This is a genomic window from Kribbella pittospori (assembly GCF_004331465.1).
Classification (GTDB): domain Bacteria; phylum Actinomycetota; class Actinomycetes; order Propionibacteriales; family Kribbellaceae; genus Kribbella; species Kribbella pittospori.
Genome location: NZ_SJKB01000005.1, coordinates 67,843 through 93,834 on the forward strand (window position 1 = coordinate 67,843; position 25,992 = coordinate 93,834).

The following is a 25,992-nucleotide window of genomic DNA, read 5'->3' on the forward strand; positions in this document are numbered from 1 at the left end:
GATGACTTTTGATGCCTCCGGCCGGTTGCCGGAAGCCTTCCTGATCCCAGGTGGCTCGTCGTTCATGGACTTCCTGTCCGGGCACGCGCCCGACCTGTTGCCTGGACGGCGCAGCCTGGGGTCGGCCGACTTCTCCCACGACGTCCCGCACGGTACGACGATCGTCGCGGCCACCTTCCCCGGTGGCGTGGTGATGGCCGGCGACCGGCGGGCCACGATGGGCAACATCATCGCCCAGCGTGACATCGAGAAGGTGTTCCCCGCCGACGAGTACTCCGCGGTCGCGTTCGCGGGCTCGGCCGGTTTCGGGATCGAGATGGTCCGGCTGTTCCAGGTCGAGCTCGAGCACTACGAGAAGCTCGAGGGCGCCACCCTCAGCCTGGACGGCAAGTCCAACCGGCTGAGCGCGCTGATCCGGGGCAACCTGGCGATGGCGATGCAGGGCCTGGCCGTGGTGCCGCTGTTCGCGGGCTACGACGAGGACATCAAGGGCGGCCGGATCTTCTCCTACGACCCGACCGGCGGGCGCTACGAGGAGACCCACTTCCACAGTGTCGGCTCGGGCTCGCTGTTCGCCCGCGGCGCGCTGAAGAAGCTGTACCGCGAGGACCTGTCCGCCACCGACTGCGTGACGGTGGTGATCCAGTCCCTGATCGACGCCGCCGACGACGACTCGGCGACCGGTGGCCCGGACATGCTGCGGCGGATCTTTCCGGTGGTCGGCGTGGTCACGGCGGACGGCTACAAACGGCTGCCCGAGGACGAGGTGGCCGCGATCGTCGACAGCGTCTGGGCCGAGCGGCACCAGCGCCCCGACGGCCCGGCCTCGGCCTCCCTGACCTGACCCCCGATCAACCGATACAGTCCCATCGACCGATAGAGGACGACACCTTCGATGAGCGTTCCGTTCTACGTCTCGCCCGAGCAGCTGATGCGGGACCGGGCCGACTTCGCCCGCAAGGGCATCGCCAAGGGCCGCAGCGCGATCGCACTGCAGTACGCCGACGGCATCCTGTTCGTCGCGGAGAACCGCTCGCCCGCGCTGCACAAGGTGGCCGAGATCTACGACAAGATGGCCTTCGCCGCCGTCGGCCGGTACAACGAGTTCGAGAACCTGCGGATCGCCGGCGTCCGGCTGGCCGACATGCGCGGGTACTCCTACGACCGGCGTGACGTCACCGGCCGCGCACTGGCCAACGCCTACGCGCAGACCCTCGGCGCGATCTTCTCCTCCGGCGGTGAGAAGCCGCTCGAGGTGGAGATCCTGGTCGCCGAGATCGGCGGCAGTGCGGCCGAGGACCAGATCTACCGGCTCACCTACGACGGCTCGATCGCGGACGTCCGTGGGTACGCCGTGATGGGCGGTCCGGCCGAGCAGGTCGCGGACTACGTCGGCGAGCACTACCAGGAGGGCATCTCGCTGGCGGGTGCGCTCCGGCTGGCCGTGGACGCACTCGGCCACGACGGCACCGAGGTCCGGCAGTTGACGTCGGACCAGATCGAGGTCGCGGTCCTGGACCGGACCCGGACCCAGGTGCGCAAGTTCAAGCGGATCTCCGTGGAGACGCTGGAGCGCATCCTGTCCGAGTCCCGCCCGGCCGAGGACGCCACTGCGGAGTCCAAGGACTCGACGCCGGCCGCAGAGGACGGAGCGACGTCCGCACCGGCCGACGATGCCCCGGTCGCCCCGCCGACGGACGACGTACCTATTGCTCCACCGGAGGAGCCGGACGACGACCGGCCGCTGTGAGCGAGCCGGAATGGCGTTCAGCCGCTGCGGACTCCGCGGCGGCTGAACTGTCTCGGCCCGGTGACCCCACGGCCTGGGAGTTGGTGGGTGAGGAGCTGGGGTTTCACCGGTTCCTGACGGTGAAGCTGCGGCGGTACCGGCTGCCGGACGGGCGCGAGGTCGAGTGGGACGTGTTCGGCCCCGAGTCCGATCAGGGGATCAGCGCCGGTGTCACGGTGCTGCCGTTGACGCCGGAGGGACGGATCGTGACGATCCGGATGTTCCGGGCCGGGCCTGACCGGATCGTGACGAACCTGCCCGGTGGGCTGGTCGAGCCGGGGGAGGAGCCGGCGCTGGCCGGTGCACGCGAGCTCGAGGAGGAGACCGGGTACACCTGCGAGACGCTCGACCTGGTCGGCTGGCAGTGGTCTTCGGCATCCTCGACGTTCCGGAAGTACATCGCGATCGCGCGCGGCTGCCGGCCGGACGGCAAGCAGTCGCTGGACGAGACCGAGGACTGCGTTCCGGTCGAGCTCACTGTCGACGCGTTCCGTGCCGAGTTGCGCACACCAGGTGCGATGACCGGCCTCGACGCGGCCTATCTAGCGCTGGATCACGCCGGACTGCTGTAGTAGGGCCATGACGCCTGAGCCTCAGCAGACCACCCGTCGCGACGACGGTTTCGACCTCGGCGACACCGTCGGGCTGGTGCACGGCCCGACCACCGATCCGGACGCCGAGCGAGTCGTCCGCGAGACGCTGACACGGGCCGGCGTACAGACGATCACCGACGGCGAGGCTGCTGTCACTGTGCGACTCGGAGGCACTGCCGAGGGATTGCCTCCCGAGGGGTACGTCGTTGCCGTCGGCGACAACCAGGTCGTCCTCGACGGTGTCGATCAGCGCGGCACCTTCTACGCCGCGCAGACCTTCGCACAGCTTGTCGAGGGCAACCATGTGGACGGCGTCGAGATCCGCGACTGGCCGACGATGCGCTACCGCGGTTCCATCGAAGGCTTCTACGGTACGCCGTGGTCGCACGCGGATCGGCTCGATCATCTGGACTACCTCGGCACGCACAAGATGAACACCTACGAGTACGCGCCGAAGGACGACCCGTACCACCGCGAGCGGTGGCGCGACCCGTACCCGGCCGACAAGCTGGCCGAGCTCGGCGAGCTGGTCGAGCGCGCGGTGCGGAACAAGGTCGACTTCACCTTCGCGCTGTCGCCCGGCCTGTCGATCCGCTACTCCGACGACAGCGACTTCCAGGCGCTGATCGCGAAGTTCGAGGCGCTCTACGCACTGGGTGCGCGCGCCTTCAACGTGGCCCTGGACGACATCGAGTACGAGAAGTGGCACAGCACCGAGGACGAGGAGAAGTACGGCGCCGGCGGTGGCGGCGCCGGGCGCGCCCAGAGCGAGTTGCTGAACCGGATCCAGCGCGAGTGGGTCGCGACCAAGCCGGATCTCGCCCCGCTGCAGATGGTCCCGACCGAGTACTACAACGTCGACGAGACGCCGTACAAGCAGGCGCTGCGCGAGCAGATGGACAGCGCCGTGGTCGTGCACTGGACCGGCATCGGCGTCGTACCGGAGACGATCACGAGCGCACAAGCGGCCGAGGCGAAGGCCGTGTTCGGGCACGACATCCTGATCTGGGACAACTACCCGGTCAACGACTACGCAGCGGCCCGGATCCTGCTGGCGGCGTACAGCGGTCGCGAGCCGGGCCTCGCCGACCAGGTCGTCGGCGTGATCTCGAACCCGATGAACCAGGCCGCGGCCAGCAAGATCGCGCTCTACTCGTTCGCCGAGTTCGGCTGGAACCCGGCGACGTACGACGAGCAGGCCTCGTGGCACCGCGCGCTCGCCGAGCGGGCCGGGGGAGACGCCGAGACGATCGCGGCCCTGGAGGTCTTCGCCGACCTCACCACGTACGACGGCCGGCTCCACCTCGTGAACGCGCCGGTCCTGGCCGCGCAGATCACCGCGTTCTGGAAGACCTGGAAGGCGGGCGACCTCGCCGGGGCCATTGCTCAGCTCGAGCCGTACCTCGAGGCCATCGAGAACGCACCCGCCCGGATCCGCGCCGGGGTGGCTGACCCGGCGTTCGCTGACGAGGCCGGGGCCTGGCTCGACGCGGCCTTCCTCTGGGCGCAAGCGTTGCGCGAGTCTCTCCGGCACCTCGAAGCAGTGGCCGAAGGCAACAGCTCGGACGCCGCCACGACCCGGGACCAGATCGACCATCTGGTCACCCAGGCCAAGACGATCCGCGACAGCCGGCTCCCACACTCCAAGACCCATCCCCAACTCGGTGACCCTGTCATCGAGACCTTCCTGACCGAGGCGACAGAGGGCGGCCGGGTATCCTGACCGGTGGACCGCGACTGGCGCTGAGGTGGACGACCACCGGGGAACGGTCCGCCGGAGGATCCGGCCGAGCCGCGCGCCTGGGCACTTGACCTGTTGTCGACGCCCAAGGGAGCGCGTGCCATGACTGCCACTTTGATGACCGGGACCGACCTCGCCGCCGAGATGGTGGCGAAGGCGGCCGACCGCGCCCGTGCACTGCAGGAGCGGACCGGGGTCCAGCCGTGCCTGGCCACCGTGCTGGTCGGTGACGACCCCGCGTCCGCGACGTACGTGCGGATGAAGCAGAACCGCTCGAAGAAGGCCGGCATCGGGTCGCGGAGCGTCGTACTGCCTGCCGAGACGACGACCGAGGACCTGGTCGCGGAGCTGACCAAGCTGTCCGAGGATCCCGCGGTGCACGGGATCCTGCTGCAGCACCCGGTGCCGGCGCAGATCGACGAGCGGGCCGCGTTCGAGGCGATCGACCCGGCCAAGGACGTCGACGGGGTGACCACGCGGTCGTTCGGCGCGATGGCGTTCGGCGAACCCGGGTTCCGGTCCGCGACCCCCGGCGGGATCATGCGGCTGCTCGAGGCGTACGACGTACCGATCGCCGGGGCGCACGCGGTCGTGATCGGCCGCAGCCCGATTCTCGGCAAGCCGGTCGGGATGTTGCTGCTGGCATCGAACGCGACCGTCACCTACACGCACTCGCGGACCACCGACCTGCCCGCGATCGTGCGGACCGCGGACATCGTGGTGGCCGCGGTCGGCCGGGCGAACTTCCTCCAGGGCGACTGGCTGAAGCCCGGCGCGGTCGTCGTCGACGCCGGCTACAACGAGGGCAACGTCGGGGACGTCGACTTCGCCGCGGCGGCCGAGGTCGCGAGCCTGATCACGCCGGTCCCGGGCGGTGTCGGCCCGATGACGATCGCCCTGCTCCTGGAGCAGGCCGTCGACGCTGCCGAGGCACAGACCGCCTAACGGTCGCAGCCACCGTCCTTGTCGGCGCGGGAGTGCGGGCGGGCGATGTCGTCGATGCCCTTGTAGGCGTACGGGTCCGTCCCGGCGACCATCACGATGTCGCGGTAGTCGTGTTTGCCGACATGGACGTCGGCCGGCACGGAGTGCCAGGGGAGCAGCGACTCCGCGCTCATGTAGTGGTTGGCGAGGGCCCGGCGGAGTCCGCGCCGGCTGGTGTTCGGCAGTGATCGGTGCAGCAGGTAGCCGTTGAAGATCACCGCCGCACCCGCCGGCACCTCGACCGGTACGGCGTCGTCGTCGGAGTACGGGAAGTCGAACAACTCCACCGTGCAGTCGAAGCGGAGGTCGTCCTGCTCCCGGTCGGGATAGATGACGCCGCGCCGGTGCGAGCCGGGCAGTACCCACAGGCAGCCGTTCTCCACGGTGGCGTCGTCCAGCGCGATCCACACCGCGGTCAGCGAGCGGTCCCTGGTCGGGATGAAGAACTCGTCCTGGTGCCAGGCCTGGCCCGGCTTGCCCTCGGACTTGATGAACAGCATCGACTGCATCGCCTTGACGTTCGGCCCGATCAGCGCGGTCAGTGCCGTCACCACCCGCGGTGCGTGCAACGCGGCCAGCGCCGCGTCGGACACCTTGTGCGGCTGGTGGATGCACAGGTACTTGCGCAGGACGTCCTCGCCCGGCTCTGTGCTCGGGCCACCTTCGACCTCGCCGAGGTCACCGCGGCACAGGTCCTCGGCCGCTGTGTGGAGCGCGGCGACCTGGTCGGGTGGAAGGGCCTGATCGAGTACAACGAAGCCGTCCCGCTGGAACGACTCGATCAACTCGTCGGTGACCTCGGTGAACCTGCGTACGGCGGTGACAGGCGGCATCTGGTGCTCCATCCGGCGTGGGGTTGGTTCACAGTCTCAGAGCACGGCGGGACGGCCAATGTCGCGAGCAGGCGCTCTACTATCTGTTCGTGACATCGCGACCGCCGGTGATCAGCGTGAACTCCGTGGTCCAGGTCGCGGACTATGCGCCCGGGGCAACGTACGGTCCGCGCTGGTTGCCGAACTTCGAACTGCTCTGGCTCCTGCACGGTTCGGCGCTGTGGCGGACCGAGGTGTACGACGACGCCGGGGTCCATCAAGCGACGGTCGAGGAGGAGTTGCGCCCGGGAACGGTGGCGTTGGCCCGGCGCGGCAACCGGGATGCCTATATCTGGGACTGTGATCAGTGGTCGCGGCACGCCTACGTGCACTTCCAGATCGAGGACTTCGGCGGACTCGGTGCTCCGTCGAGTTGGCCTTCGGTACGGCCGAGGTCCGATCCCGGGCTGCTGGACGAGCTGTGCACCTATCTGCTGGACCTGGCCGGCGTACCGGAGTCGGTTCCAGGACACAGTGACCGGCTGGTGGCGACGATGCTGGAGGTCTTCCTCAGCGCTCCGGTCGGGGCGTCGCGGGAGGAGATGCCGGACGGTGTTCGGCGCATGGTCGACCACGTTGCGACGGTGTGGGCCAGGGGCGGGCCGCGGATCATCTCCGTCCCCGAGCTGGCCGCCGCGGCGAACCTGTCGGCGGGGCACCTGCACCGGCTGTTCCGGGAGCGGTACGACTGCGGACCGGCGTACGCCTTGGATCTGATCCGGCTGGCCCGCGCGGCGACTGCTCTGCTCCGCACCAACGCGACGATCGCGGAGATCGCGTCCGACGGCGGCTACAGCAATCCATACCACTTCTCACGGCGCTTCTCCCTCGCGTACGGCGAACCGCCGGGCACGTTCCGGCGTCGTCGGCAGCTGTCCGATCCGCTTGCGCCGGTACGCGAGGCCGGGCTGCTTCCGGTGGCCCGGCGGCTGCTGGAGGCCGCTCGGGCTGGCTGAGGCCCGGGGGCAGAATCCGAGACGGCTGTCCACTCTGTGGCGGCTCTGGCCTAGTGTTGAGACAGACAGGAGTACCTGAGCGAGGAGGCGGACACGTGGCGGTACGGGCGATCCGGGGTGCCACCCAGCTCGACGTGGACGAGCGCGAGCATCTGCTCGAGCGGTCCGCCGAGCTGGTGCGGGCGGTCCTGGAGGCGAACGATCTGGAGAACGAGGATCTGATCAGCATCCTGTTCACCGTCACGCCGGACCTGCACTCGGAGTTCCCGGCGGTGGCGGGCCGGCAGATCGGGCTGACCGACGTACCGCTGATGTGCATGCAGGAGATCGCGGTGCCGCACGCGCTGCCGCGGGTGGTCCGGATGATGGTGCACACCGAGTCGCAGCGGTCCCGGGAGAAGATCCAGCATGTCTACCTGCACGGCGCCGTCGCGCTCCGACCGGATCTGACGGGCGCCCAGTGACCCATGAGTGAGCTGCGGGGTCCGGTCCGGATCGTCGGGACCGGCTTGATCGGTACGTCGATCGGCCTGGCGCTGGCCCGGCTCGGTGTGGTCGTGGAGCTGGTCGACGCCAACCCGGACAGCGCGCTGATGGCTGAGCGGATCGGGGCCGGTTCGCGGCTGGTCCAGATCGAGCCTCAGCTCGTGGTGGTCGCCGTACCGCCGGACCATGTCGGCGCGGTGATCGCTGAGCAGCTCGAGCAGACCGACGCGATCGTCACCGACGCAGCCAGCGTGAAGTCCAAGCCGCTGGCCGACGCGCGCAAGCTCACGAACGACCTCAGCCGGTACGTCGGCAGCCACCCGATGGCGGGATCGGAGCGGAACGGCCCGTTGGCCGGTCGCGCTGACCTGTTCGACGGCGCGACCTGGGCGATCACTCCGCACGAGACCAGCGCACCAGAAGCGGTCGAGCTGGTCCGGCGGCTGGCCGAGGCGTCGGGCGCGCGGACTGTCGAGCTGTCGGTCGAGGACCACGACCTCGCTGTCGCACGGGTGTCGCACCTGCCGCACCTGATGTCGGCGCTCGCCGCCGGCACGCTGGCCGACGCCCCGAGCTCGCATCTGCAGTTGTCCGGTCAGGGAGTCCGTGACGTCACCCGGATCGCGGCCGGCGACCCGAAGCTGTGGACCCAGATCGTGTCCGCGAACTCGACTGCCCTGACCGGTCTGCTCGAGCAGATCCGCGGCGAACTCGACCGAGTACTCATTGCTCTGGGCAAGGAAGAGGCCGGCGAGGAGCTGACCTCGATCCTCGGCCAGGGCGTTTCCGGCGCGGTCCGCGTGCCCGGCAAGCACGGTACGCCGCACATCGATCTCGTCACCGTTCTGGTCACGATCCCGGACCGGCCGGGACAGCTGGCCCGGCTGTTCGCCGACGCCGCCGAGTCCGGTGCGAACGTCGAGGACCTGCGGATCGACCACAGCCCCGGCCGCCCGGTCGGTGAGGTCGAGTTGGCGGTCAAACCGGGCTCGGTCGACCAGTTGGTCGACGTACTGACCGAGCGGGGCTGGGTCGTGCACCGGTAGGTGCCCGGGTTGTCCCCTCCCACAGGTAATCTCTGGGCCATGATTATCGCTGTGGACGGCCCGAGCGGCTCCGGCAAGTCGAGCACCGCCCGAGGCGTCGCCAGCCGGCTGGGGTTGCGCTTTCTGGACACCGGTGCGACGTACCGCGCGGTGACGTGGTCGGCGATGGAGCACGGGCTCGATCTCGACGACCCCGCTGCGGTCGCGGAGCGGGCGCGGGAGCTGCGGCTGGAGATCAGCACCGACCCCACGCGGCAGTTCGTCATCGCCGACGGCACGGACGTGACGACCGCGATCCGGGAGCCGCGGATCAGCGAGTCGGTCTCCAAGATCGCCACCAACCTCGACGTCCGCAAGGAGCTGATCCGGCGGCAGCGCGCCGTCATCGACGCCGCCCAGCCGAGCGGCGGGATCGTGGTCGAGGGCCGGGACATCGCCACCGTGGTCGCGACCGACGCCGAGCTGAAGGTGCTGCTCACCGCCGACCAGGACGCCCGGATGGCGCGCCGCGGCGCCGAGCTCGCGGCCGGTTCGGTGACGGCCGAGCAGCTGCGCGACCAGATCGTCCGCCGGGACGCCGACGACGCGACCGTGTCGGAGTTCCAGGTCGCCTCCGACGGCGCGGTCACCATCGACTCGACGCATCTGTCCCTGGAGGAGGTCATCGACGTGATCAGCCGGCTTGCGAAGGAGGCCGAGGCCGCGCGCCGGGAGTCATGACAGCCGAAGTCACCGGGCACCTGGAGCTGCCCAGCACTGCCGACCTGCGCCCGTTGCCGTACCGGCTCGCGCTGCCGCTGCGCAAGGTCGCCAAGCCGTACTTCGAGCGCAAGTACAAGCTGACCGTCTACAACGAGGACCGATTCCCGCTGACCGGGCCGGTGCTGATGACCCCGAACCACCTCAGCCTGCTGGATGCACCGCTGCTCGGGGCGATCGCACCCCGGATGCTGCACCAGCTGGGCAAGATCGAGGTGTTCGGCGGCCTGCAGGGCTGGTTCCTGCGCCGGATCGGGCAGATCCCCGTCGACAGGTCGTCGTACGACCCGCTCGCGGTGCGGCAGTCGATCCACGTACTGCGGGACGGCCGGGTGCTGAACATCTACCCGGAGGGGACCCGCGGCCCGGGCGACTTCAGCCGGATCCGGGGCGGAGTGGCGTATCTGGCCATGGTGACGGGGGCGCCGATCCTGCCGGTGGCGCTGCTCGGGACCCGGCTGCCGCACGGCGATGTGGAGGGTTTCCCACCCGCCGGGAGCCCGATCGACGTCGTCTATGGCGAGGTCTTCACGGTTGACCGCGTACCATTTCCCCGGAGGCACTCCGACGTACGAGCGGTTGCCGACCAGATCGGCGACGTGCTGCGAGCCCATATGAAGGCGGCCGTCGAAGCCACCGGCCACCCTCTCCCGGGCGGGCCAGACAAGAAGGACCCTGATGAGTGACCTGCCCACCGGCTACGACTTTGCCGAGCCCACGCACGACCGTGAGGACACCGGTCCGCTGCCGGTGCTCGCGATCGTCGGCCGGCCGAACGTGGGCAAGTCCACGCTGGTGAACCGCATCATCGGCCGCCGGGAGGCCGTCGTCGAGGACACCCCGGGTGTCACCCGCGACCGCGTCTCGTACGACGCCAACTGGGCCGGCCGGGGCTTCACCGTCGTCGACACCGGCGGCTGGGACCCGGACGCGGTCGGAATGGCCGCACTGGTCGCCGCCCAGGCCGAGGTCGCCATCAACGCCGCCGACGCCGTCCTCTTCGTCGTGGACGCGACAGTCGGCATCACCGACGCCGACGAGGCCGTCGTCCGCGTACTGCGCAAGTCCGGCAAGCCGGTCGTGCTGGCCGCGAACAAGGTCGACGACCAGCGGATCGAGTCCGAGGCGATGAACCTGTGGAGCCTCGGCATCGGCGAGCCGTTCCCCGTCTCGGGCATGCACGGCCGCGGCACCGGCGACATGCTCGACGCCGTCCTCGAGGCGTTGCCCGAGGCGCCGCCGGAGCGCGACGGCGAGGCCGGTGGACCGCGCCGGATCGCGATCGTCGGCAAGCCGAACGTGGGCAAGTCCTCGCTGCTGAACAAGGTGGCCAAGGAGGACCGGGTCGTCGTCAGCGACGTCGCCGGTACGACGGTCGACCCTGTGGACGAGCTGATCACGCTCGCGGGCAAGGAGTGGCGGTTCATCGACACCGCCGGGATCCGGCGCAAGGTGAAGAACGCCTCCGGACACGAGTACTACGCCTCGCTGCGGACCAACGCCGCGATCGAGCGGGCCGAGGTCGTCGTCGTGGTCATCGACGCCTCGGAGACGATGTCCGAGCAGGACCTGCGGATCATGAACGCGGTCGAGGAGGCCGGCAAGGCCCTGGTGATCGCGTACAACAAGTGGGACCTGGTCGACGAGGACCGGCGTTACTACCTGGAGCGCGAGATCGACCGCGACCTGGTGCAGTTCCGCTGGGCGCCGCGGGTGAACATCAGCGCGCTGACCGGCCGGCACATGGAGAAGCTCGTCCCGGCCATCGAGGCGGCGCTCGAGGGCTGGCAGACCCGCGTCCCGACCGGCCAGCTGAACGCCTTCCTCGGCCGGCTGGTGGCGGCGCACCCGCACCCGGTCCGCTCCGGCAAGCAGCCGAAGATCCTGTTCGGCACCCAGGCCACCACCATGCCGCCGACGTTCGCGATCTTCACCTCCGGCCAGATCGAGCCGTCGTACCAGCGCTTCATCGAGCGCCGCCTGCGCGAAGACTTCGGCTTCGTCGGCAGCCCCGTCCACGTCCAGATCCGAGCCCGCCAGAAGAAGCCCAAGCGCTGACCCCACCTCCCCGAAACCCGGTAAGAACCACCCCCGAGCATGCGGTAAGGTTTACCCCGGCTCGCTCCTTGGAGCGAGCGCCGGGCTGTGGCGTAGTTTGGTAACGCGTCTGGCTGGGGGCCAGAAGACCGCAGGTTCAAATCCTGTCAGCCCGACCCCCAAAGAGGGGCGCCGATTCTGTCGGTGCCCCTCTTTACGTTGATCCCCATGAACACCACGGGGGAGCGGCGGACCTGGACCGATGTCGAACTTTGTGAAGCTGTGCAGACCAACGCGTCATGGCGCGCGGTCGCCCGCGCCCTCGGCCTGAAAGGCACCTCCGCAGGCACCATCCGCTCCCTCCAACGGCATGCGTCCCGGCTTGACCTGGACACGAATCACTTCACCGGACAACGGCGGTGGTCCGATCGGCAGTTGCGTGCGGCGATGCGTGAGTCGACCTGCTGGGCGGACGTGTTCGCCGGCCTCGGCATCGGCGACAGCCCCGAGACTCGGGTCCGCATCAAGGGCCATGCTGTGCGGCTGGGGCTGGATTGCACGCCGTTGAAGCCATCGCAACCGCCCTCACTTGCTGGCGAGGTGTTCGATCAGCCTGTGCGGCCGGAGATGCTGCGGACTGCAGCGCCTGGCCTGGCGATGGCTTGGTTTGCTCTGCGTGGTTGTGAAGTTGCGCTGCCGGTCGAGCCCCAGGCGTACGACCTGCTGGTGACGACGACCAAGGGCATCCAACGAGTGCAGGTCAAGACGTGCGCAGCCCGCGACGGCAAGGGCCACTGGAGCGTGGGGATCGGGCGACGTCCGTACGTGCTCGACAAATCCGCCGGGAAGATGCCGTACGACCCGGATTCGATCGACCTGTTCTTCATCGTGCTCGGCGAGGGCGACATCTTCGTGATCCCGAGTTCCGTCCTGGCCGGGCGAGTCCGGATCTATGCGGAGACGTACGTCCACTACCGAGTCGGAGACGCATCGAGTTTGTTGCGGTGAGGGGGTATCGGCTCTGGGCTGATGCCCCTCACCGGGTTCAGCGGATGCCGGCGAGTTCCTTGGGCTCGGGGTTTTCGTCGATGCGGAGGCTTTCGCCTTCGATGTCTACCTTTGGGGTGATGCGGTCGAGCCACTTCGGGAACCACCAGGCGCGGTCGCCGAGCAGGCTCAGGACGGCCGGGACCAGCGTCATCCGGACCACGAAGGCGTCGATCAGTACGCCGATGGTCAGGCCGAAGCCGATCGCCTTGATGATCGGATCGTGCACCAGGATGAACCCGGCGAACACCGACGCCATGATGAGCGCAGCCGCGGTCACCACCCGAGCGCCGTGCCCGATGCCTTGGATCGTCGCGTCGGTCGCGTGCCGCCCGTGCACGAACTCCTCCCGCACCCGCGACACGATGAACACCTCATAGTCCATCGCCAGCCCGAACAACACGCCCATCATGATGATCGGCAGGAAGCTCACCAGCGGTCCGGGCGAGTCCACGCCGACCAGGCTTGCTCCCCAGCCCTGCTGGAACACAGCGACCGTGATCCCGAACGTCGCCCCGATTGTCAGCACGAATCCGAGCGTCGCCTTCAGCGGCACCAGCAGCGACCGGAACGCCAGCAGCAACAGCAGGAACGAAAGCCCGATGACCACGAACAGGTACGTCGGCAACGCGTCGGACAGCTTGTTCGACACATCAACCCCGACGGCCGTGTTACCGGTCACCGAGATGCTCGAGTCGCCGGTCGCGAGCGGCTTGACCGCCGACCGCAGATCCTTCACCAGGTCCGCGGTCGCCTCGGTGGCCGGTCCGCTCTGCGGAATGATCTGCAGTAGGCGAGTCGATCCGTCCTGGCTCGCCGGGCCGGGCTGCGCCGCGACTACGTCGTGCATGCCCTGCGTCTTCGCCAGCACCTGCTGGACGAGCGCGCCGGACTTCGCCGGGTCGTTGCTCTTCACAACGACGACGAGCGGCCCGTTGGCACCTGCTCCGAACGCCTGAGCGGTCAAATCGTACGCGACCCGCTGGTTCGAGCCGGCCGCAGCCGACGCGCCGTCAGGCAGCGCGAGCCGCATGTCCTTGGCCGGAATCGCCAGCAGTCCGAGCCCGATGATGCCGATGGCAACGATCGGGACGCGGAACCGGGTGACCAGCCGCCCCCACCGGAAGCCGAAGCCTTCCTTCGGCGCGGTGGCCGGCGCCTTCCGGATCTTGCGGGGGAGGATCCGGTTCCCGATGAACCCGAGCATCGCGGGCAGCAGCGTGAGCGCGACCAGTACGGCGGTCAGCACTGTCGCTGCAGCCGCGAATCCCATCGCAGTGAGGAACGGAACGCCGACCACGGACAAACCGGCCAGCGCGATGACGACCGTCGCACCCGCGAACAGCACCGCCGACCCAGCGGTCGCCGTCGCCCGGGCAACAGACTCCTCGGGATCCATCCCCTCGGCGAGCTGGCTTCGGTGCCGTGAGCTGATGAACAACGCGTAGTCGATGCCCACCGCGAGCCCGAGCATCAGCGCCAGGATCGGTGCCGTCGACGACACATCGGTGAACGCGGTCACGATGAACAGACCAGCCATCCCGGCCAGCACGCCGAGCAGCGCTGTCAGCAAGGTCATCCCGGCGGCGACCAGCGAACCGAACGTGACGACCAGCACGATGCCCGCGACGACCACGCCGATCACCTCGGTCGCTCCGATCTCGGGTACGCCGCCGACGACCTGGCCGCCCGGGACCACCTTGAGGTCTCCGGAGCTGAGTCCGCTCAGGCCGTCGTACGCCTCGGTGGTCTGCTTCGAGAGCTCATCGGCGGGCTTGCTGAACTGGACGCTGATCAGGCCGGTGCTGCCGTCCGGGCTGATCGCCTTGCTGGTGAACGGGTCGACCGCACCGATCACCTCGGGCACCTTCGCGACCTTGGCGACGGTCGCGCCGACGGCGGCCTTCACGGTCGGGTCGGCGAGCGTCTTGCCGTCCGGTGCCTTCACCACGACCGTGGCCGACGCGCCGCTCGCCGCAGGCAACTCCTGCTTGAGAGCGTCGAGCGCGCGCTGCGACTCGGTGCCGGGGATGGAGAACGTGTTCGCGGTCTTGCCGCCGAGGCTCAGCGCGGCGACCCCCAGCGCGACGAGGAAGATCGCCCAGACGGCGGCGACGAGCCGCCGGCGCTGGTAGGAGAACCGGCCGAGCCGGTACAGCAGATTGGCCATCGGGTTAGGCGTCCGTTCGGATCGTGCGGGCGGGCAGTGGAGCGCGGCGTCGGGGCGGAGGCCGGGGCGATGTACGTCGTGGTCAGGCGGATCTGAGAATTCTGCGCAGGGCGATGTCGCAGAGGTTGCGGAGTTCGTCGCCGCTGCGTTCACCGGGATGGCGGCACTCGCCGAGCAGGCCGTTGATGGCGAACTTGGCCAGATCCCGCTCGAGTGGATCGTCGCTGCCGGCCAGCAGGTCGGTCAGTCTGATGCCGTCAGCAACCAGTTGGGCGATCTCGGGCACCTCGTCGATCACCGGGAGGATGTCTTGCAGTACGTCGATCACGCCGCGGTACCGCACCGCGAGGTCGGTGAACTGCTGGATCGCGAACTCCTGGGCCTCGGCCTGCGACAGCCCGGCGGCGGAGTCCATCAGCCCGGCCAGGTCCGCGGCGGCCGGCTCGAGCACGGCGGCCAGGACGGCGGGCTTGCCGTTGAAGTGGTACAGCACCGTCGCCTTGGAACAACCGGCGGCGGAGGCGATGTCCTGCAAGGAGGTGGCGTTGTAGCCCCTGTCCTGGAACAGGCGCATCGCCTGCCGGACGATCTCGTGCCGGGTGCGCTCCCGGACCGGGGTGGCTGCCATGGAAGCCATCCTTCCTGACCGATCGGCCAGTTTTCAACCGATCGGTCAGATCTGTGCTGTGGCTCACGTCTGGTGCGCTGGGTTGATTGCGGTGTAATGCTGTAATCAGGAGGCGGAGATGGCGGAGGACGACGTACTGGACGCGTACTCCCGGGTGGTTTCGGGAGTGGCGGAACACTTGATCCCGCGGGTCGCGAGTCTGCGGATCCGGAGCCGGCGGGGCGACTCGTCCGGATCGGCTGTGGTGCTGACCGAGGATGGGCACCTGCTCACGAACGCGCATGTGGTCGGTGACGGCTCGGGCGCGACCGCGGAGTTCGCCGACGGCACCTTGGCGGAGGCTCGGGTGATCGGCGTCGACCGGTTGTCGGACCTCGCCGTACTGCGCGCCGATCGGGACATCCCGGATCCGCCGGAGTACGGCGACGCGGACGGTCTGAAGGTCGGGAACCTGGTGGTTGCTGTCGGCAATCCGTTGGGCCTGGCCGGCAGCGTGACCGCGGGCGTGGTGAGCGCACTCGGGCGGTCGCTGCCGGTGCGCAGTGGGTCGGCGCAACGGATCATCGAGGACGTCATCCAGACCGACGCCGCGCTGAACCCCGGGAACTCCGGCGGAGCCCTTGCCGACGGCAACGGACGGGTGATCGGAATCAACACAGCCGTGGCCGGCATCGGTCTCGGTCTCGCGGTCCCCATCAACCCGACCACTCGCCGGATCATCTATTCGCTGCTGCATGACGGGCGGGTACGCCGTGCCTACCTCGGACTGGTGACGACGCCCGCACCCCTCCGACCCCAGTTGGCTGAACGCTTCGACCAACGGAGTGCGCTCCGCGTAGTCGAGGTCATCACTGGAAGCCCCGCGGCGCAAGCCGGCCTCCGCCAAGGCGACCTCGTCCTTGCCGTCGACGGCACACCTCTCCGCGACGCCCAATCCCTCCAACGCCAACTCTTCGCCGACGCCATCGGCCGTCGCACCGAAATCACAGCCATCCGCAACAACGCCCTGGTAGACGTAGTAGCCCACCCCACCGAACTAACCGACAGATAGTTCCCCATGCACCCGCTACGCGCGCTCCCTTCGTCCGCGTGCTCGCGGCCGCTCCCACCCGCCCCTTCCTTGCCTGCGCCGGGGCTCCTGCGTCGCCCGGTTTGCTGAATGCCTGAGGTGGACTCGGCTCAGTCGATCAACTCGAAGGTCCGGGGTACGGGGTGGGGACGGTCGCGAGACTGCAGTCCGTTGAGGGTGGGGACCGTCGCGGGACTGAAGTCAATCAGTTGTGGACTCGGGTCCGAACACACAGAACTCCAGCCGTCGCTCAGCGGTTCTTCTTGAGTGGCGCGCGGAGTAGGACGCCGGTGCCGGGCTTCAACGGGTTGCCGGGGAAGGTGAAGTCTCGGGTGACTTCTGTGAAGCCGAGGTGGTTGTGGAGGTCCAGGGTGGGGCCGTTTGCGAGGTTGGCGAAGTAGTGGATGGTGTCTGCTCGCTCTGCCGTCCAGCGCATGCGGTCGACTGTCAGGAGCTCGCCTATCCCGTGGCGGCGCCAGTCCGGTGAAACGATCAGGCCGACGAGGTAGTACCCGGTCGGCGCCATGCCAGGTGGATCGGCGGACGTCGTCTCATGCCAGATCACCCCGCCGTACCCGACCACCTCGTCACCGACGCACGCGACTGCGGAGTACCGGCGTGGATCCTGCAGATCGCCGAGCAACCTTCGACGCCGTCCGTCGACCGACCCGCCTGTGCGCGCCACGATCAACCGCGCGCAGGCCTCCAGATCGGCCTCTTCCGCCGGTCGTGTCGCTACCTCGGCACCTAACGCTCGGCGGTCAGTGTCTGGCTCGTAGTTCGCGAACCCGCTCATTGCGTCAGCCTAGAATCTGGCGATGGACGAGCGAATGGTGCGTGCCGCGGAGCTGTGTGAGCGAGCGATCTTCAACGGGGAGTTCGAGGGGCTGACCGCGGCCCAGCGAGAGCTCGATGCCGTGCAAGCGGATCTCGCAGTCGCTCGCGGCAAGGTGTTGCACGCACGGTTCCTGGACAACCGAGTCGAGGATCCGCACGAGCTCCCGCTGTTCGAGCAGGCGACCGAGCTCTACGGCGCGCTGGGCGATCAGCGCGGTGAGGCGAACGCGCAGTTCTGGATCGGTTGCTTCCATCAGGTCGTGCGCGACGACGTCCCAGCCTCGATCGAGCCGCTGACGACCTCGCGGGACCTTGCCCACAAGGCCGGCGACGACCTGACGCTGTCGTACGCCGTCCGGCACCTCGGCATCGCGGCGCAGATCTCCGGCGATCTCGACGGCGCCCGTACGCTCCTCGAGGAGTCGACAGCACTCCGTCGTACTCTCGGCTTCACAGCAGGCGTTGCCGCCAACCTCGTCGGCCTCATCTACGTAGCCATCGCCCAAGACCGTCCGGACGACGCCCGCGCACTGGCCGACGAGGCGCAGGAGCTGGCGGCGTCAGCCGGAGCCGTCAAGGTCAGCGAGCACATCGAGGCAGCCCGTTCCCGCATCTAGCGCCGGTCAGCGGGCGTCGACCTAAAAGGCCGCGCGAGCGGGACGCCGCGGACGCTAGGGTCGCGAACGTGTTGAGCTCACCGGTGAGTAAGGACTTGGTCGTCGTAGGCGCCGGCATTGTCGGCGCATCGGTGGCCTATCACGCCGCCCAGGCGGGCGCTGCCGTGACGCTGGTCGACGGCGGGCGGCCGGGCGCCGGCGTGACGGCGAACTCGTTCGCCTGGGTCACGCTCGCCGGGCCGAGCGGAACGTCCGGCGTGCAGGAAGGTCCGGCCGCCGGGCTGCGGGCCACCGCGACGGCGGAGTACCACCGACTCGGCACCGAGTTGCCAGGACTCCCGGTGACCTGGTCCGGATCGCTGACCTGGACCAGGGACGGCAGTGCACCGGACGCCGGGCCTGGGCAGGCGGTCGTCGACGCGGCCACCGTGGCGACGCTCGAGCCCACCGTACGGCAGCCTCCGGAGTGGGCGCTCTGGGCGCCGAGCGACGGCGCCATTGACTCGGTGGGTGTGACCGAGCGGCTGGTCGCGGGCGCCCGCGCCCATGGAGCTCAGGTGCACCTGGACACGCCGGTTACCGCGGTCCGCCGGGATGCAGCCGGCCAGATTGACGGGGTTGAGACGGCTGCCGGATACCTCTCCGGTACGACGGTGGTGCTGGCGGCCGGAGTGGCCACGGCCGCTCTGGCCGCGCCGCTCGGCGTACGCGTTCCGGTCGACCCGTCGCCGGCGACGTTGTTCCGGTTCAGCGCACCGGCCGGTCTGGTCCGCGGCGTCGTGAACACCGAGGACTTCGACCTTCGGCAGGTCGCCGCGGACCGCCTGATTGCCGCCGCGGACTCGCCCGAACAGACCCTGGCCGCCATCCGATCCACGTTCCATGGCGCCGAGAGCGTCGAGTTGCTCAGTACCCACGTCGGAATGCGCCCGATGCCGGCCGACGGCGAACCGATCGTCGGTCCGGTCGCCGAGGTCCCCGGCCTCTACCTGGCAGTGATGCACTCGGCGGTCACGTACGCCGCGGCCGTGGGCCGACTGGTCGCGCGGGAGCTGGTCGACGGAACCGTCGAGTCGGCCCTGTCAGGCTGCCGCCCGGATCGCTTCTAAGACAGCCTGCTAGTCGATCGCACGCGCGGGCGGGCACCATGCGCTCGGCCGCAGTCCGCCGCGCTTCCCGCAGAAGCCGATCTGGCTGGGTGCCTTCCTCCCGTCGACATGCTGCACGGAGACCAGTTTGTCGACGGGGATGTGCTGGTCGACGAGTCCGCCGAAGTCGATCTGCCCACTCTCTCCGTCCAGTGCGGCCTTCCCATGGATGCTGCTGAGACCGTGCCAGACGGCCGCCGGGGTCAGCGGCAGGCCGGGCGCGGTGTCCTGCAGTCGCCCGACGGCCTTCAGGAACAGGTTGACCGCATCGAAGGCCAGCGAGGCATGTCCGTCCAGCGAGGAGTTCTTCACCTTCTCGCACTCGCGGGGGAACAGGTCCTTCATCGTGCTGTAGAGATCGCTCGCGCTCTCACAGGTCGCCGTACCAGGAGTGAAGTCGAGGAAGTCGAAGGGCACTCTCGGGTACGTCGCGCGCTGCTGCGGGTCAGCCGCGAACCGTGCCACGTCGTCTCCGCCCAGGAACGTCGGCGGAGTCGAACCACACACGTCGTTGGCGCCTTCCAGCACCTTGGCGAAGTCCTCCGACCGGCCGGCGAAGAAGACCAGCCCTCGATAGCCGCACGCGCCCTCCCCGACACTGCGCGCGCCGTCCCCGGACAGCCCGGCCGGCGCAGGTGACGGGACGAACGACAGGTCCTGGACCGTGAACCCCGCGGTCGCGAACGATCGATCCGCATCGTCGCGCAGGTTCTTGCTGTATTCGTCCGTCGGATCGGACGAGTAGACCACGCGGACAGTACGCCGTACCTTGCCCTGCGAGACGAGGTGGTTCGCGTACGCCGCTGCGATCGCCGCCTCCCGTCGATTCTGCGGACCGACCTGGTAATACAGCGGCGACTGCTGGTCGAGCACGTCCGCCGACAGGGTGGTCGCGACCATCGGCAGCCCGATCTTGGTCAGTTCGTGGATCGTGGTGATCGTCGCCTGACGACTCTGGTCGAGCCCGGTGACGCCGACGATCGTCGGGTCGGCGCGCATCATGTCCTGCAGCAGTCCGACGACCGCAGGCCCGAACTGCATGTTGGATCCTGCGCTGGCCGGGAAGATCCGCAGTACCGGATCGGTCTCGCCCTGCTTGTCGAGTTGCCGCCGTTGCGCGCTAGCCACACCCTGAAGAGCCTCCCGCGCGTACTGCCGTCCGGAGCCGCCGAGCAGCGCCGAGATGTGGACCAGCGTCACGACCCGGCGCCGCGGCGACGCCTCGTGGAGGCGGTCGGCTTCGTCGTTCTGCCGGGCGATGGTCGCGAGCGTGTCCCGCACGTCCTCGTCCGGTACGCCGAACGCGTAGCCGTTGGGGGCGATGCCGACACACTCGCCGGTCGCCTGCCGCCGGAGGGTGCCGGCATCGGGGTTCGAACTGCTGAGGTCGCAGTGTTCGCGCTGCCAGTCCTTCAGGTCGTTGAGCGCGTAGACACATCCCGCGAGCACGACGACCGCAGCCATGACGCCGGCGGTGACCGTGACGCGGCGGCGACCCCACTCCAGGGTCGCGGGCAGCTTGATCACCTGCGCCGGTTCGACTCGCTCCAGCAGTTCGTCGTAGCTCTCGTCGTCCGCTGTCAGCGGCGTGGGAACATCCAGTACGAGGTACCAGTCCTTGGCCTGGCGGCTGCGCTTGGCTGTCCCGAACTTGAAGGCCCAGGTCTTGTAGGTCTGCAGCGGGTCGAACCCAGCACGGGGCTGGGACCCGGGGGCACGTGGCGTGCCGGCGATCACCAGCAGCGGGTCGAAGAGCCCGGTTTCGTTGCGGACGTCGATGAGCGATCGGATGAACGCGTTGCCACAGTTGTCGTCGTCGGCGCCCTTCAGGAACGCGATGCAGTACGCCGTACGCCGCCAGGCCCGCCGTCTCCAGAAACGGCGCCGGTACGCGACCCGGAGGTCCTCCAGAAAGGCGTTGATCATGAGCTTGCCGATCTGGTCCGGGTTCTCCCGTTCCCGGCGCGGCTGCGCGAGACGCAGGGCGAATCCGACGAACGTTCCCGGATCGCCCGGCGCCATGTAGGGCTGGCGCAGCAGCCAGCGGTACTCCGAGCCGAGCACTCGCCAGGCCCGGAACCAGACGGCCGGTACGACGTACAGGGCCAGGATCCAGCCCCACCACGGCACTCGCTCGTGCAGCGCCACCTCACCGCCAGGACTGCGCAGCGCGGCCCACAATCGTCCCCGGCGCAGCTCTCGCGCCCGCAACCTCTGCAGGAGCCGACGGTCGTGCGGGTCGTCCAGTCCCTGCTTGGTGTGGGTCGACTCCAGCAGCCAGTTGACCAGACCGAACCTGCGGAACCGGACGCGCGAGTCGCGGGCGTTGCTGGCCGACGAGAACTCCTCCGCCAGTTCGACCAGGATCCGTCGGTACAGCTCTGCCCGCAGCCAGCTCTCCTCTCCGTCATGACTCAGGTCCGGCCGGTCGTTGCCGACCTTGGCCCACGATCGGGACACATCGATGAACTCGTGGGGGACACTGACCGGCGTGGCCTCGGACAAGGACTTCCGGACGCCGTCGGCCAGGTCCACGTCGTCGTCGCACACCAGGCGGACAACGGGAATCCCGTCCCGGCCTTTGATGTCCTCGGGCAGCTCGCCATGGGCGGGGCGGCTGACCAGTCGGGTCAGGAGTTGGTAGAACGCGTCGCCGTTCTCGAACACAGGTGTTGGCATGCTCTCCCCAGTGAGGCCTCACGTCATCCCTGTCCGATGGGATGCGTCAGCTTACCGGCCGTGACCGGTTCACTACCTGCGGAAGTCCTGTTCCTGCCAATCCGGGTTCCTGAGCTGACCTACGCCTCAACGGAGACGGTAGAACCACCCTCCGTAGTCACGATCCACAGTCTCCTTCGACTCGACAGTGGTTCCCCTTACCAGCTCGGCGAGACCACACCCGTCGGCCGCGGCCCGCACTCGATCGTCAAGTGCGGGCTCCGCTGCGAGTGCGTCCCGCTCGGCGTCCGTCGCGGTGCCGAGCCAGACCGAGAAGTCGAACGGCGCGCTGAAAGCCACGACGTACTCCACGTGGTCGACGCCCTGGTCCCCGAACTCGTGCTGCAGCTCGTCCTTCAGTCGCTCGAGCGCAGGCCAGTCCGGTTGCGGACTACCAACCACGCGCCCGCCACTCGGGGAGCGAAGGCCTCTCCGCGCCGAGGGTCGAGTCGTTGCCGTGACCCGGGTAGAACCACGTCTCGTCGGGGAGCGTCCCGAAGAGCTTGGACTCGACATCGTCGATGAGGGACGTGAAGCGCTCCGCGTCGCCCTGCGTGTTGCCGACGCCGCCGGGGAACAGGCAGTCGCCGGTGAACAGGTGGGGCGGGCCGTCCGGGTCGTCGTACACGAGGGCGATGGAGCCCGGCGTGTGGCCGACCAGGTGGATCACGCGCAGGCTGCAGTTGCCGACGGAGATGTGGTCGCCCTCGTCGACGAGCTGGTCGGTGGGGACCTCGATGCCTTCGGCGTCGTACCGGCCGGCGACCGTGGTGGCGCTGGTTCGGGCGACGACCTCGGCGAGGGCCTGCCAGTGGTCCTGGTGGCGGTGGGTGGTGACGATGCGGGCCAGGCCGCCGTCGCCGATCAGCTTGAGCAGCGTGCCGGCCTCGTTGGCGGCGTCGATCAGCACCTGTTCGTCGGTCTGCCGGCAACGCAGCAGGTAGGCGTTGTTGTCCATCGGCCCGACCGCGACCTTGGTGATCATCAACTGGGCCAGCTCGTGCGTCTGCGCTGGTCCGCCGACCTTGACGTTTCCGTGGTACTCCGGCATGCGCCCTCTCCCTGGATGTCGGTGATACCGCCGATCCTCGCACCCCGGAGCCGTTCCGGTCATGTCCGGCCCGGGTTGCGCGAACCACCCGTCGCGATCGAATATACTTTCGAAACGGCCGGGGGACGGCACCGGTGTCCCGGCCGGTCCGGTGCCTCCGCCACAGCGCCGGAAGTTTTTGTCGGTGGGCCTCGTTAGCATGACGGGGCATGTCCCCGGTAACCCTCGAGAACGGCTGAGAGTGAGCTTGTGTCTGACCGTCTGATCGTGCGCGGAGCACGCGAGCACAACCTGAAGGACGTCTCGGTCGACCTGCCTCGGGACTCCATGATCGTCTTCACCGGACTCTCGGGGTCCGGCAAGTCCAGCCTCGCCTTCGACACGATCTTCGCCGAGGGTCAGCGGCGGTACGTCGAGTCACTGTCGGCGTACGCGCGGCAGTTCCTCGGCCAGATGGACAAGCCCGACGTCGACTTCATCGAGGGGCTGTCGCCGGCCGTCTCGATCGACCAGAAGTCGACCTCACGCAACCCGCGATCCACCGTCGGCACGATCACCGAGGTGTACGACTACCTCCGGCTGCTGTTCGCCCGCGCCGGCCGCCCGCACTGCCCGGAGTGTGGCGAGCCGATCGCGCGGCAGACGCCGCAGCAGATCGTCGACCGAGTGCTGGAGCTGGAGGAGGGCACCCGGTTCCAGGTGCTCGCGCCGGTCGTCCGCGGCCGCAAGGGCGAGTACCTCGACCTGTTCCGCCAGCTGAGCGGTCAGGGGCTGTCTCGAGCCCGGGTCGACGGCGAGACGATCCAGCTCACCGACCCGCCGAAGCTCGACAAGCAGAAGAAGCACGACATCGAGGTGGTCGTCGACCGGCTCGCCGTGAAGGCCTCGGCGAAGCAACGTCTGACCGACTCGGTCGAGACCGCGCTCGGCCTGGCCAGCGGTCTGCTCGTGCTGGACTTCGTGGACCTGCCGGAGGACGACCCGCATCGCGAGCGCCGCTTCTCCGAGAAGCTGGCCTGCCCGAACGATCACCCCCTGGCGATCGACGAGCTCGAGCCACGGTCGTTCTCGTTCAACTCGCCGTACGGCGCTTGCCCGGTGTGCACGGGTCTGGGCACGCGGATGGAGGTCGACCCGGAGCTGCTGGTCCCGGACCCGTCGAAGTCGCTCGACGAGGGTGCGATCCAGCCGTGGTCCGGCGCGAACGTCACGCAGTACTTCGAGCGACTGCTCGCGGCGCTGGCCAAGGACCTGAAGATCAAGACCACCACGCCGTTCGGCGAGCTGCCGGCGAAGGCGAAGAAGTCGCTGCTGACCGGGCACGACAAGCAGGTCCACGTCTCCTACAAGAACCGGTACGGCCGCGAGCGGTCGTACTACACGACCTTCGAGGGCGTGATCCCGTACGTCGAACGCCGGCACGCCGAGGCGTCCAGCGACACCGGGCGGGAGCGCTTCGAGGAGTACATGCGCGAGGTGCCGTGCCTGGCCTGCAACGGCGCCCGGCTGAAGCCGATCTCGCTCGCCGTGACGATGGGCGGCAAGAACATCGCCGAGGTCAGCGCGATGTCGATCGACGAGGTGCACGCGTTCCTCGTGGACATGGAGCTGAGCCCGCGGGAGAAGCAGATCGCGGAGCGGGTGGTCAAGGAGATCGGTGAGCGGCTGCGGTTCCTGCTCGACGTCGGTCTGGACTACCTGGCGCTGAACCGCCCGGCCGGTTCGCTGTCCGGCGGCGAGGCACAGCGGATCCGGCTCGCGACCCAGATCGGGTCCGGCCTGGTGGGCGTGCTCTACGTGCTGGACGAGCCGTCGATCGGTCTGCACCAGCGGGACAACCGGCGGCTCATCGACACCCTGGTCCGGCTGAAGGACCTGGGCAACACGCTGATCGTCGTCGAGCACGACGAGGACACCATCGACCACGCCGACTGGGTGGTCGACATCGGCCCCGGCGCCGGTGAGCACGGCGGCCAGGTCGTCGTCTCCGGCACGGTCGAGGACCTGCGCAACCACCCGGACTCGATCACCGGTGCGTATATCTCCGGCCGCCGGGAGATCCCGATGCCGGCGGTCCGCCGGCCGCTGACCGAGGGTCGCGAGCTCACGGTGTACGGCGCCCGGCAGAACAACCTCAAGGACATCGACGTGACGATCCCGCTCGGGGTGTTCGTCGCGGTCACCGGGGTGTCCGGCTCGGGCAAGTCGACGCTGGTCAACGACATCCTCTACACGTCGCTGGCACGACACATCTACGGCGCCCGCGCGGTGCCGGGTAGGCACACGAAGATCTCCGGCATGGAGCTGGTCGACAAGGTCATCCACGTCGACCAGTCGCCGATCGGCCGGACGCCGCGGTCCAACCCGGCGACGTACACCGGTGTCTGGGACCACATCCGCAAGCTGTTCGCGGACACCCCGGAGGCGAAGGTCCGCGGGTACCAGCAGGGTCGCTTCTCGTTCAACGTCAAGGGCGGCCGATGCGAGGCGTGCTCGGGTGACGGCACGCTGAAGATCGAGATGAACTTCCTCCCGGACGTCTACGTGCCGTGCGAGGTGTGCCACGGCGCGCGGTACAACCGCGAGACGCTCGAGGTGCACTACAAGAGCAAGACGGTGGCCGACGTACTGGACATGCCGATCGAGGAGGCGTCGGAGTTCTTCGCCGCGATCCCGGCGATCTCGCGGCACCTGAAGACCTTGGTCGAGGTCGGACTCGGGTACGTCCGGCTCGGGCAGCCGGCGCCGACGCTGTCCGGTGGTGAGGCGCAGCGAGTGAAGCTGGCGTCCGAGCTGCAGCGGCGTTCCACCGGCCGGACCGTGTACGTGCTGGACGAGCCGACGACGGGTCTACACTTCGAGGACATCCGCAAGCTGCTCGGCGTACTGGGGGGCTTGGTGGACAAGGGCAACTCGGTGCTGGTCATCGAGCACAACCTCGATGTGATCAAGACCGCCGACTGGATCATCGACCTCGGACCTGATGGCGGGCGTCGCGGCGGGACGTTGGTTGCCGAGGGTACGCCGGAGGAAGTCTCGGAGAACCCGGCGTCGTACACGGGGGAGTTCCTGCGGGAGATCCTGGCCGGTCGCGCGGCCAAGCCGAGTGCGAAGCAACAGGCTGCCGCGGTGAAGAAGGCGCCGGCCAAGAAGGCGGTGGCCGCGAAGAAGACGGCAGCCAAGAAGACCGCGGCGGCGAAGTCCAGCGCCGCGAAGAAGACGACGGCAGTGAAGAAGACCACGGCGAGGAAGCGCGTCGCGAGCTAGCCCTGCGGCCGGCTGACCCCCAGTTCATCCGGGCTGGGGGTCTCGGCGTACCCGGAAACAAGTTGGCTAGGGCAACGAGTTCCGGGCCCTGGGCGATGACTCCGTTCGACCTGAGCCGAATGTGACGGGTGTGCTGACGAGGTCCGCCGGGTGACCCGGTCCGACCACTAACCTGAC

The 25,992-nt window shown here is 68.8% G+C and carries 23 protein-coding genes, 1 tRNA gene and 1 riboswitch; of the genes, 17 read left to right on the forward strand and 7 right to left on the reverse strand.

The genetic code is table 11. The features are described from left to right. The first annotated feature begins 1 nt into the window (after nt 1). From prcB to E0H73_RS17175, 5 genes are all read left to right on the forward strand, one after another. Complete coding sequence (gene prcB, locus E0H73_RS17155) at nt 2-844, forward strand: proteasome subunit beta (RefSeq protein ID WP_131356812.1); 843 nt, start codon at nt 2-4, stop codon at nt 842-844. 51 nt (nt 845-895) lie between these two features. After that, nucleotides 896-1,750, forward strand: coding sequence for a proteasome subunit alpha (gene prcA, locus E0H73_RS17160; protein ID WP_131356815.1), 855 nt, complete (start codon nt 896-898; stop codon nt 1,748-1,750). Beyond that, nucleotides 1,747-2,361, forward strand: a complete 615-nt coding sequence (locus E0H73_RS17165) for an NUDIX hydrolase (RefSeq protein ID WP_131356818.1) — start codon at nt 1,747-1,749, stop codon at nt 2,359-2,361. Before prcA ends, E0H73_RS17165 begins: the two co-directional genes overlap by 4 nt. A 7-nt stretch (nt 2,362-2,368) precedes the next feature. Then, nucleotides 2,369-4,105, forward strand: coding sequence for a glycoside hydrolase family 84 protein (locus E0H73_RS17170; RefSeq protein ID WP_131356821.1), 1,737 nt, complete (start codon nt 2,369-2,371; stop codon nt 4,103-4,105). Then, nucleotides 4,106-4,195: riboswitch (ZMP/ZTP riboswitch) on the forward strand. 30 nt (nt 4,196-4,225) lie between these two features. Continuing rightward, complete coding sequence (locus tag E0H73_RS17175; RefSeq protein ID WP_131356824.1) at nt 4,226-5,068, forward strand: bifunctional 5,10-methylenetetrahydrofolate dehydrogenase/5,10-methenyltetrahydrofolate cyclohydrolase; 843 nt, start codon at nt 4,226-4,228, stop codon at nt 5,066-5,068. Here E0H73_RS17175 and E0H73_RS17180 read toward each other — a convergent pair. Further along, complete coding sequence (locus E0H73_RS17180) at nt 5,065-5,940, reverse strand: phytanoyl-CoA dioxygenase family protein (protein ID WP_131356827.1); 876 nt, start codon at nt 5,938-5,940, stop codon at nt 5,065-5,067. The genes E0H73_RS17175 and E0H73_RS17180 overlap by 4 nt on opposite strands. Before the next feature lie 89 nt (nt 5,941-6,029). On the opposite strand from E0H73_RS17180, the gene E0H73_RS17185 reads away from it, so the two are divergent. The 8 genes from E0H73_RS17185 (at nt 6,030) to E0H73_RS17220 (ending at nt 12,271) form a co-directional block, all read left to right on the forward strand. After that, on the forward strand, nt 6,030-6,935 hold the full coding sequence (locus E0H73_RS17185; protein WP_131356830.1) for a helix-turn-helix domain-containing protein: 906 nt from the start codon (nt 6,030-6,032) through the stop codon (nt 6,933-6,935). Between the two features lie 95 nt (nt 6,936-7,030). Beyond that, nucleotides 7,031-7,399, forward strand: coding sequence for a chorismate mutase (aroH, locus tag E0H73_RS17190; RefSeq protein ID WP_131356832.1), 369 nt, complete (start codon nt 7,031-7,033; stop codon nt 7,397-7,399). 3 nt (nt 7,400-7,402) lie between these two features. Next, nucleotides 7,403-8,467 carry a prephenate dehydrogenase gene (locus E0H73_RS17195; protein ID WP_131356835.1) on the forward strand — a complete coding sequence of 355 codons (1,065 nt, stop codon included), beginning with the start codon at nt 7,403-7,405 and terminating at the stop codon, nt 8,465-8,467. Between the two features lie 39 nt (nt 8,468-8,506). After that, nucleotides 8,507-9,187 carry a (d)CMP kinase gene (gene cmk / locus E0H73_RS17200; RefSeq protein WP_131356838.1) on the forward strand — a complete coding sequence of 227 codons (681 nt, stop codon included), beginning with the start codon at nt 8,507-8,509 and terminating at the stop codon, nt 9,185-9,187. Further along, complete coding sequence (locus E0H73_RS17205) at nt 9,184-9,912, forward strand: lysophospholipid acyltransferase family protein (RefSeq protein ID WP_131356841.1); 729 nt, start codon at nt 9,184-9,186, stop codon at nt 9,910-9,912. The genes cmk and E0H73_RS17205 overlap by 4 nt, the downstream gene beginning before the upstream one ends. After that, nucleotides 9,905-11,284, forward strand: coding sequence for a ribosome biogenesis GTPase Der (der, locus tag E0H73_RS17210; RefSeq protein WP_131356844.1), 1,380 nt, complete (start codon nt 9,905-9,907; stop codon nt 11,282-11,284). Before E0H73_RS17205 ends, der begins: the two co-directional genes overlap by 8 nt. 81 nt (nt 11,285-11,365) lie before the next feature. Next, nucleotides 11,366-11,439, forward strand: a tRNA-Pro gene (locus E0H73_RS17215). A gap of 52 nt (nt 11,440-11,491) precedes the next feature. After that, nucleotides 11,492-12,271 carry a group I intron-associated PD-(D/E)XK endonuclease gene (locus E0H73_RS17220; RefSeq protein ID WP_131356846.1) on the forward strand — a complete coding sequence of 260 codons (780 nt, stop codon included), beginning with the start codon at nt 11,492-11,494 and terminating at the stop codon, nt 12,269-12,271. 37 nt (nt 12,272-12,308) lie between these two features. Here E0H73_RS17220 and E0H73_RS17225 read toward each other — a convergent pair whose 3' ends face one another. Both E0H73_RS17225 and E0H73_RS17230 read right to left on the reverse strand, forming a co-directional pair. Then, nucleotides 12,309-14,480 carry an MMPL family transporter gene (locus tag E0H73_RS17225; RefSeq protein WP_131356849.1) on the reverse strand — a complete coding sequence of 724 codons (2,172 nt, stop codon included), beginning with the start codon at nt 14,478-14,480 and terminating at the stop codon, nt 12,309-12,311. 82 nt (nt 14,481-14,562) lie between these two features. Beyond that, nucleotides 14,563-15,108, reverse strand: coding sequence for a TetR/AcrR family transcriptional regulator (locus E0H73_RS17230; RefSeq protein ID WP_131356852.1), 546 nt, complete (start codon nt 15,106-15,108; stop codon nt 14,563-14,565). Between the two features lie 118 nt (nt 15,109-15,226). Between E0H73_RS17230 and E0H73_RS17235 the strand changes: the two genes are divergently transcribed. Next, nucleotides 15,227-16,159, forward strand: coding sequence for a S1C family serine protease (locus E0H73_RS17235; protein ID WP_131356855.1), 933 nt, complete (start codon nt 15,227-15,229; stop codon nt 16,157-16,159). A 268-nt stretch (nt 16,160-16,427) separates the two neighbouring features. Here E0H73_RS17235 and E0H73_RS17240 read toward each other — a convergent pair whose 3' ends face one another. Next, nucleotides 16,428-16,973 (reverse strand): GNAT family N-acetyltransferase, encoded by a 546-nt coding sequence (locus tag E0H73_RS17240; protein WP_131356858.1) that lies wholly within the window; start codon nt 16,971-16,973, stop codon nt 16,428-16,430. A gap of 22 nt (nt 16,974-16,995) precedes the next feature. On the opposite strand from E0H73_RS17240, the gene E0H73_RS17245 reads away from it, so the two are divergent. Together E0H73_RS17245 and E0H73_RS17250 are read left to right on the forward strand one after the other, a co-directional pair. Next, complete coding sequence (locus E0H73_RS17245; protein ID WP_131356861.1) at nt 16,996-17,631, forward strand: tetratricopeptide repeat protein; 636 nt, start codon at nt 16,996-16,998, stop codon at nt 17,629-17,631. Between the two features lie 83 nt (nt 17,632-17,714). Continuing rightward, nucleotides 17,715-18,740, forward strand: a complete 1,026-nt coding sequence (locus tag E0H73_RS17250) for an NAD(P)/FAD-dependent oxidoreductase (RefSeq protein ID WP_165555725.1) — start codon at nt 17,715-17,717, stop codon at nt 18,738-18,740. A 9-nt stretch (nt 18,741-18,749) separates the two neighbouring features. Here the strand turns inward: E0H73_RS17250 and E0H73_RS17255 are convergent, their stop codons facing one another. The 3 genes from E0H73_RS17255 to E0H73_RS17265 form a co-directional block, all read right to left on the reverse strand. Further along, nucleotides 18,750-21,458 (reverse strand): type 1 periplasmic-binding domain-containing protein, encoded by a 2,709-nt coding sequence (locus E0H73_RS17255; protein ID WP_131356867.1) that lies wholly within the window; start codon nt 21,456-21,458, stop codon nt 18,750-18,752. A gap of 126 nt (nt 21,459-21,584) precedes the next feature. Continuing rightward, nucleotides 21,585-21,899 (reverse strand): hypothetical protein, encoded by a 315-nt coding sequence (locus E0H73_RS17260; protein WP_131356870.1) that lies wholly within the window; start codon nt 21,897-21,899, stop codon nt 21,585-21,587. Then, on the reverse strand, nt 21,889-22,548 hold the full coding sequence (locus tag E0H73_RS17265) for an MBL fold metallo-hydrolase (protein WP_131356873.1): 660 nt from the start codon (nt 22,546-22,548) through the stop codon (nt 21,889-21,891). The genes E0H73_RS17260 and E0H73_RS17265 overlap by 11 nt, the downstream gene beginning before the upstream one ends. Before the next feature lie 249 nt (nt 22,549-22,797). Here E0H73_RS17265 and uvrA point away from each other — a divergent pair, with 249 nt between their 5' ends. Beyond that, a complete protein-coding gene (uvrA, locus tag E0H73_RS17270) occupies nt 22,798-25,815 on the forward strand; it encodes an excinuclease ABC subunit UvrA (RefSeq protein WP_131356876.1) in 3,018 nt (1,005 codons plus the stop codon). The last annotated feature ends 177 nt before the right edge of the window (nt 25,816-25,992 follow it).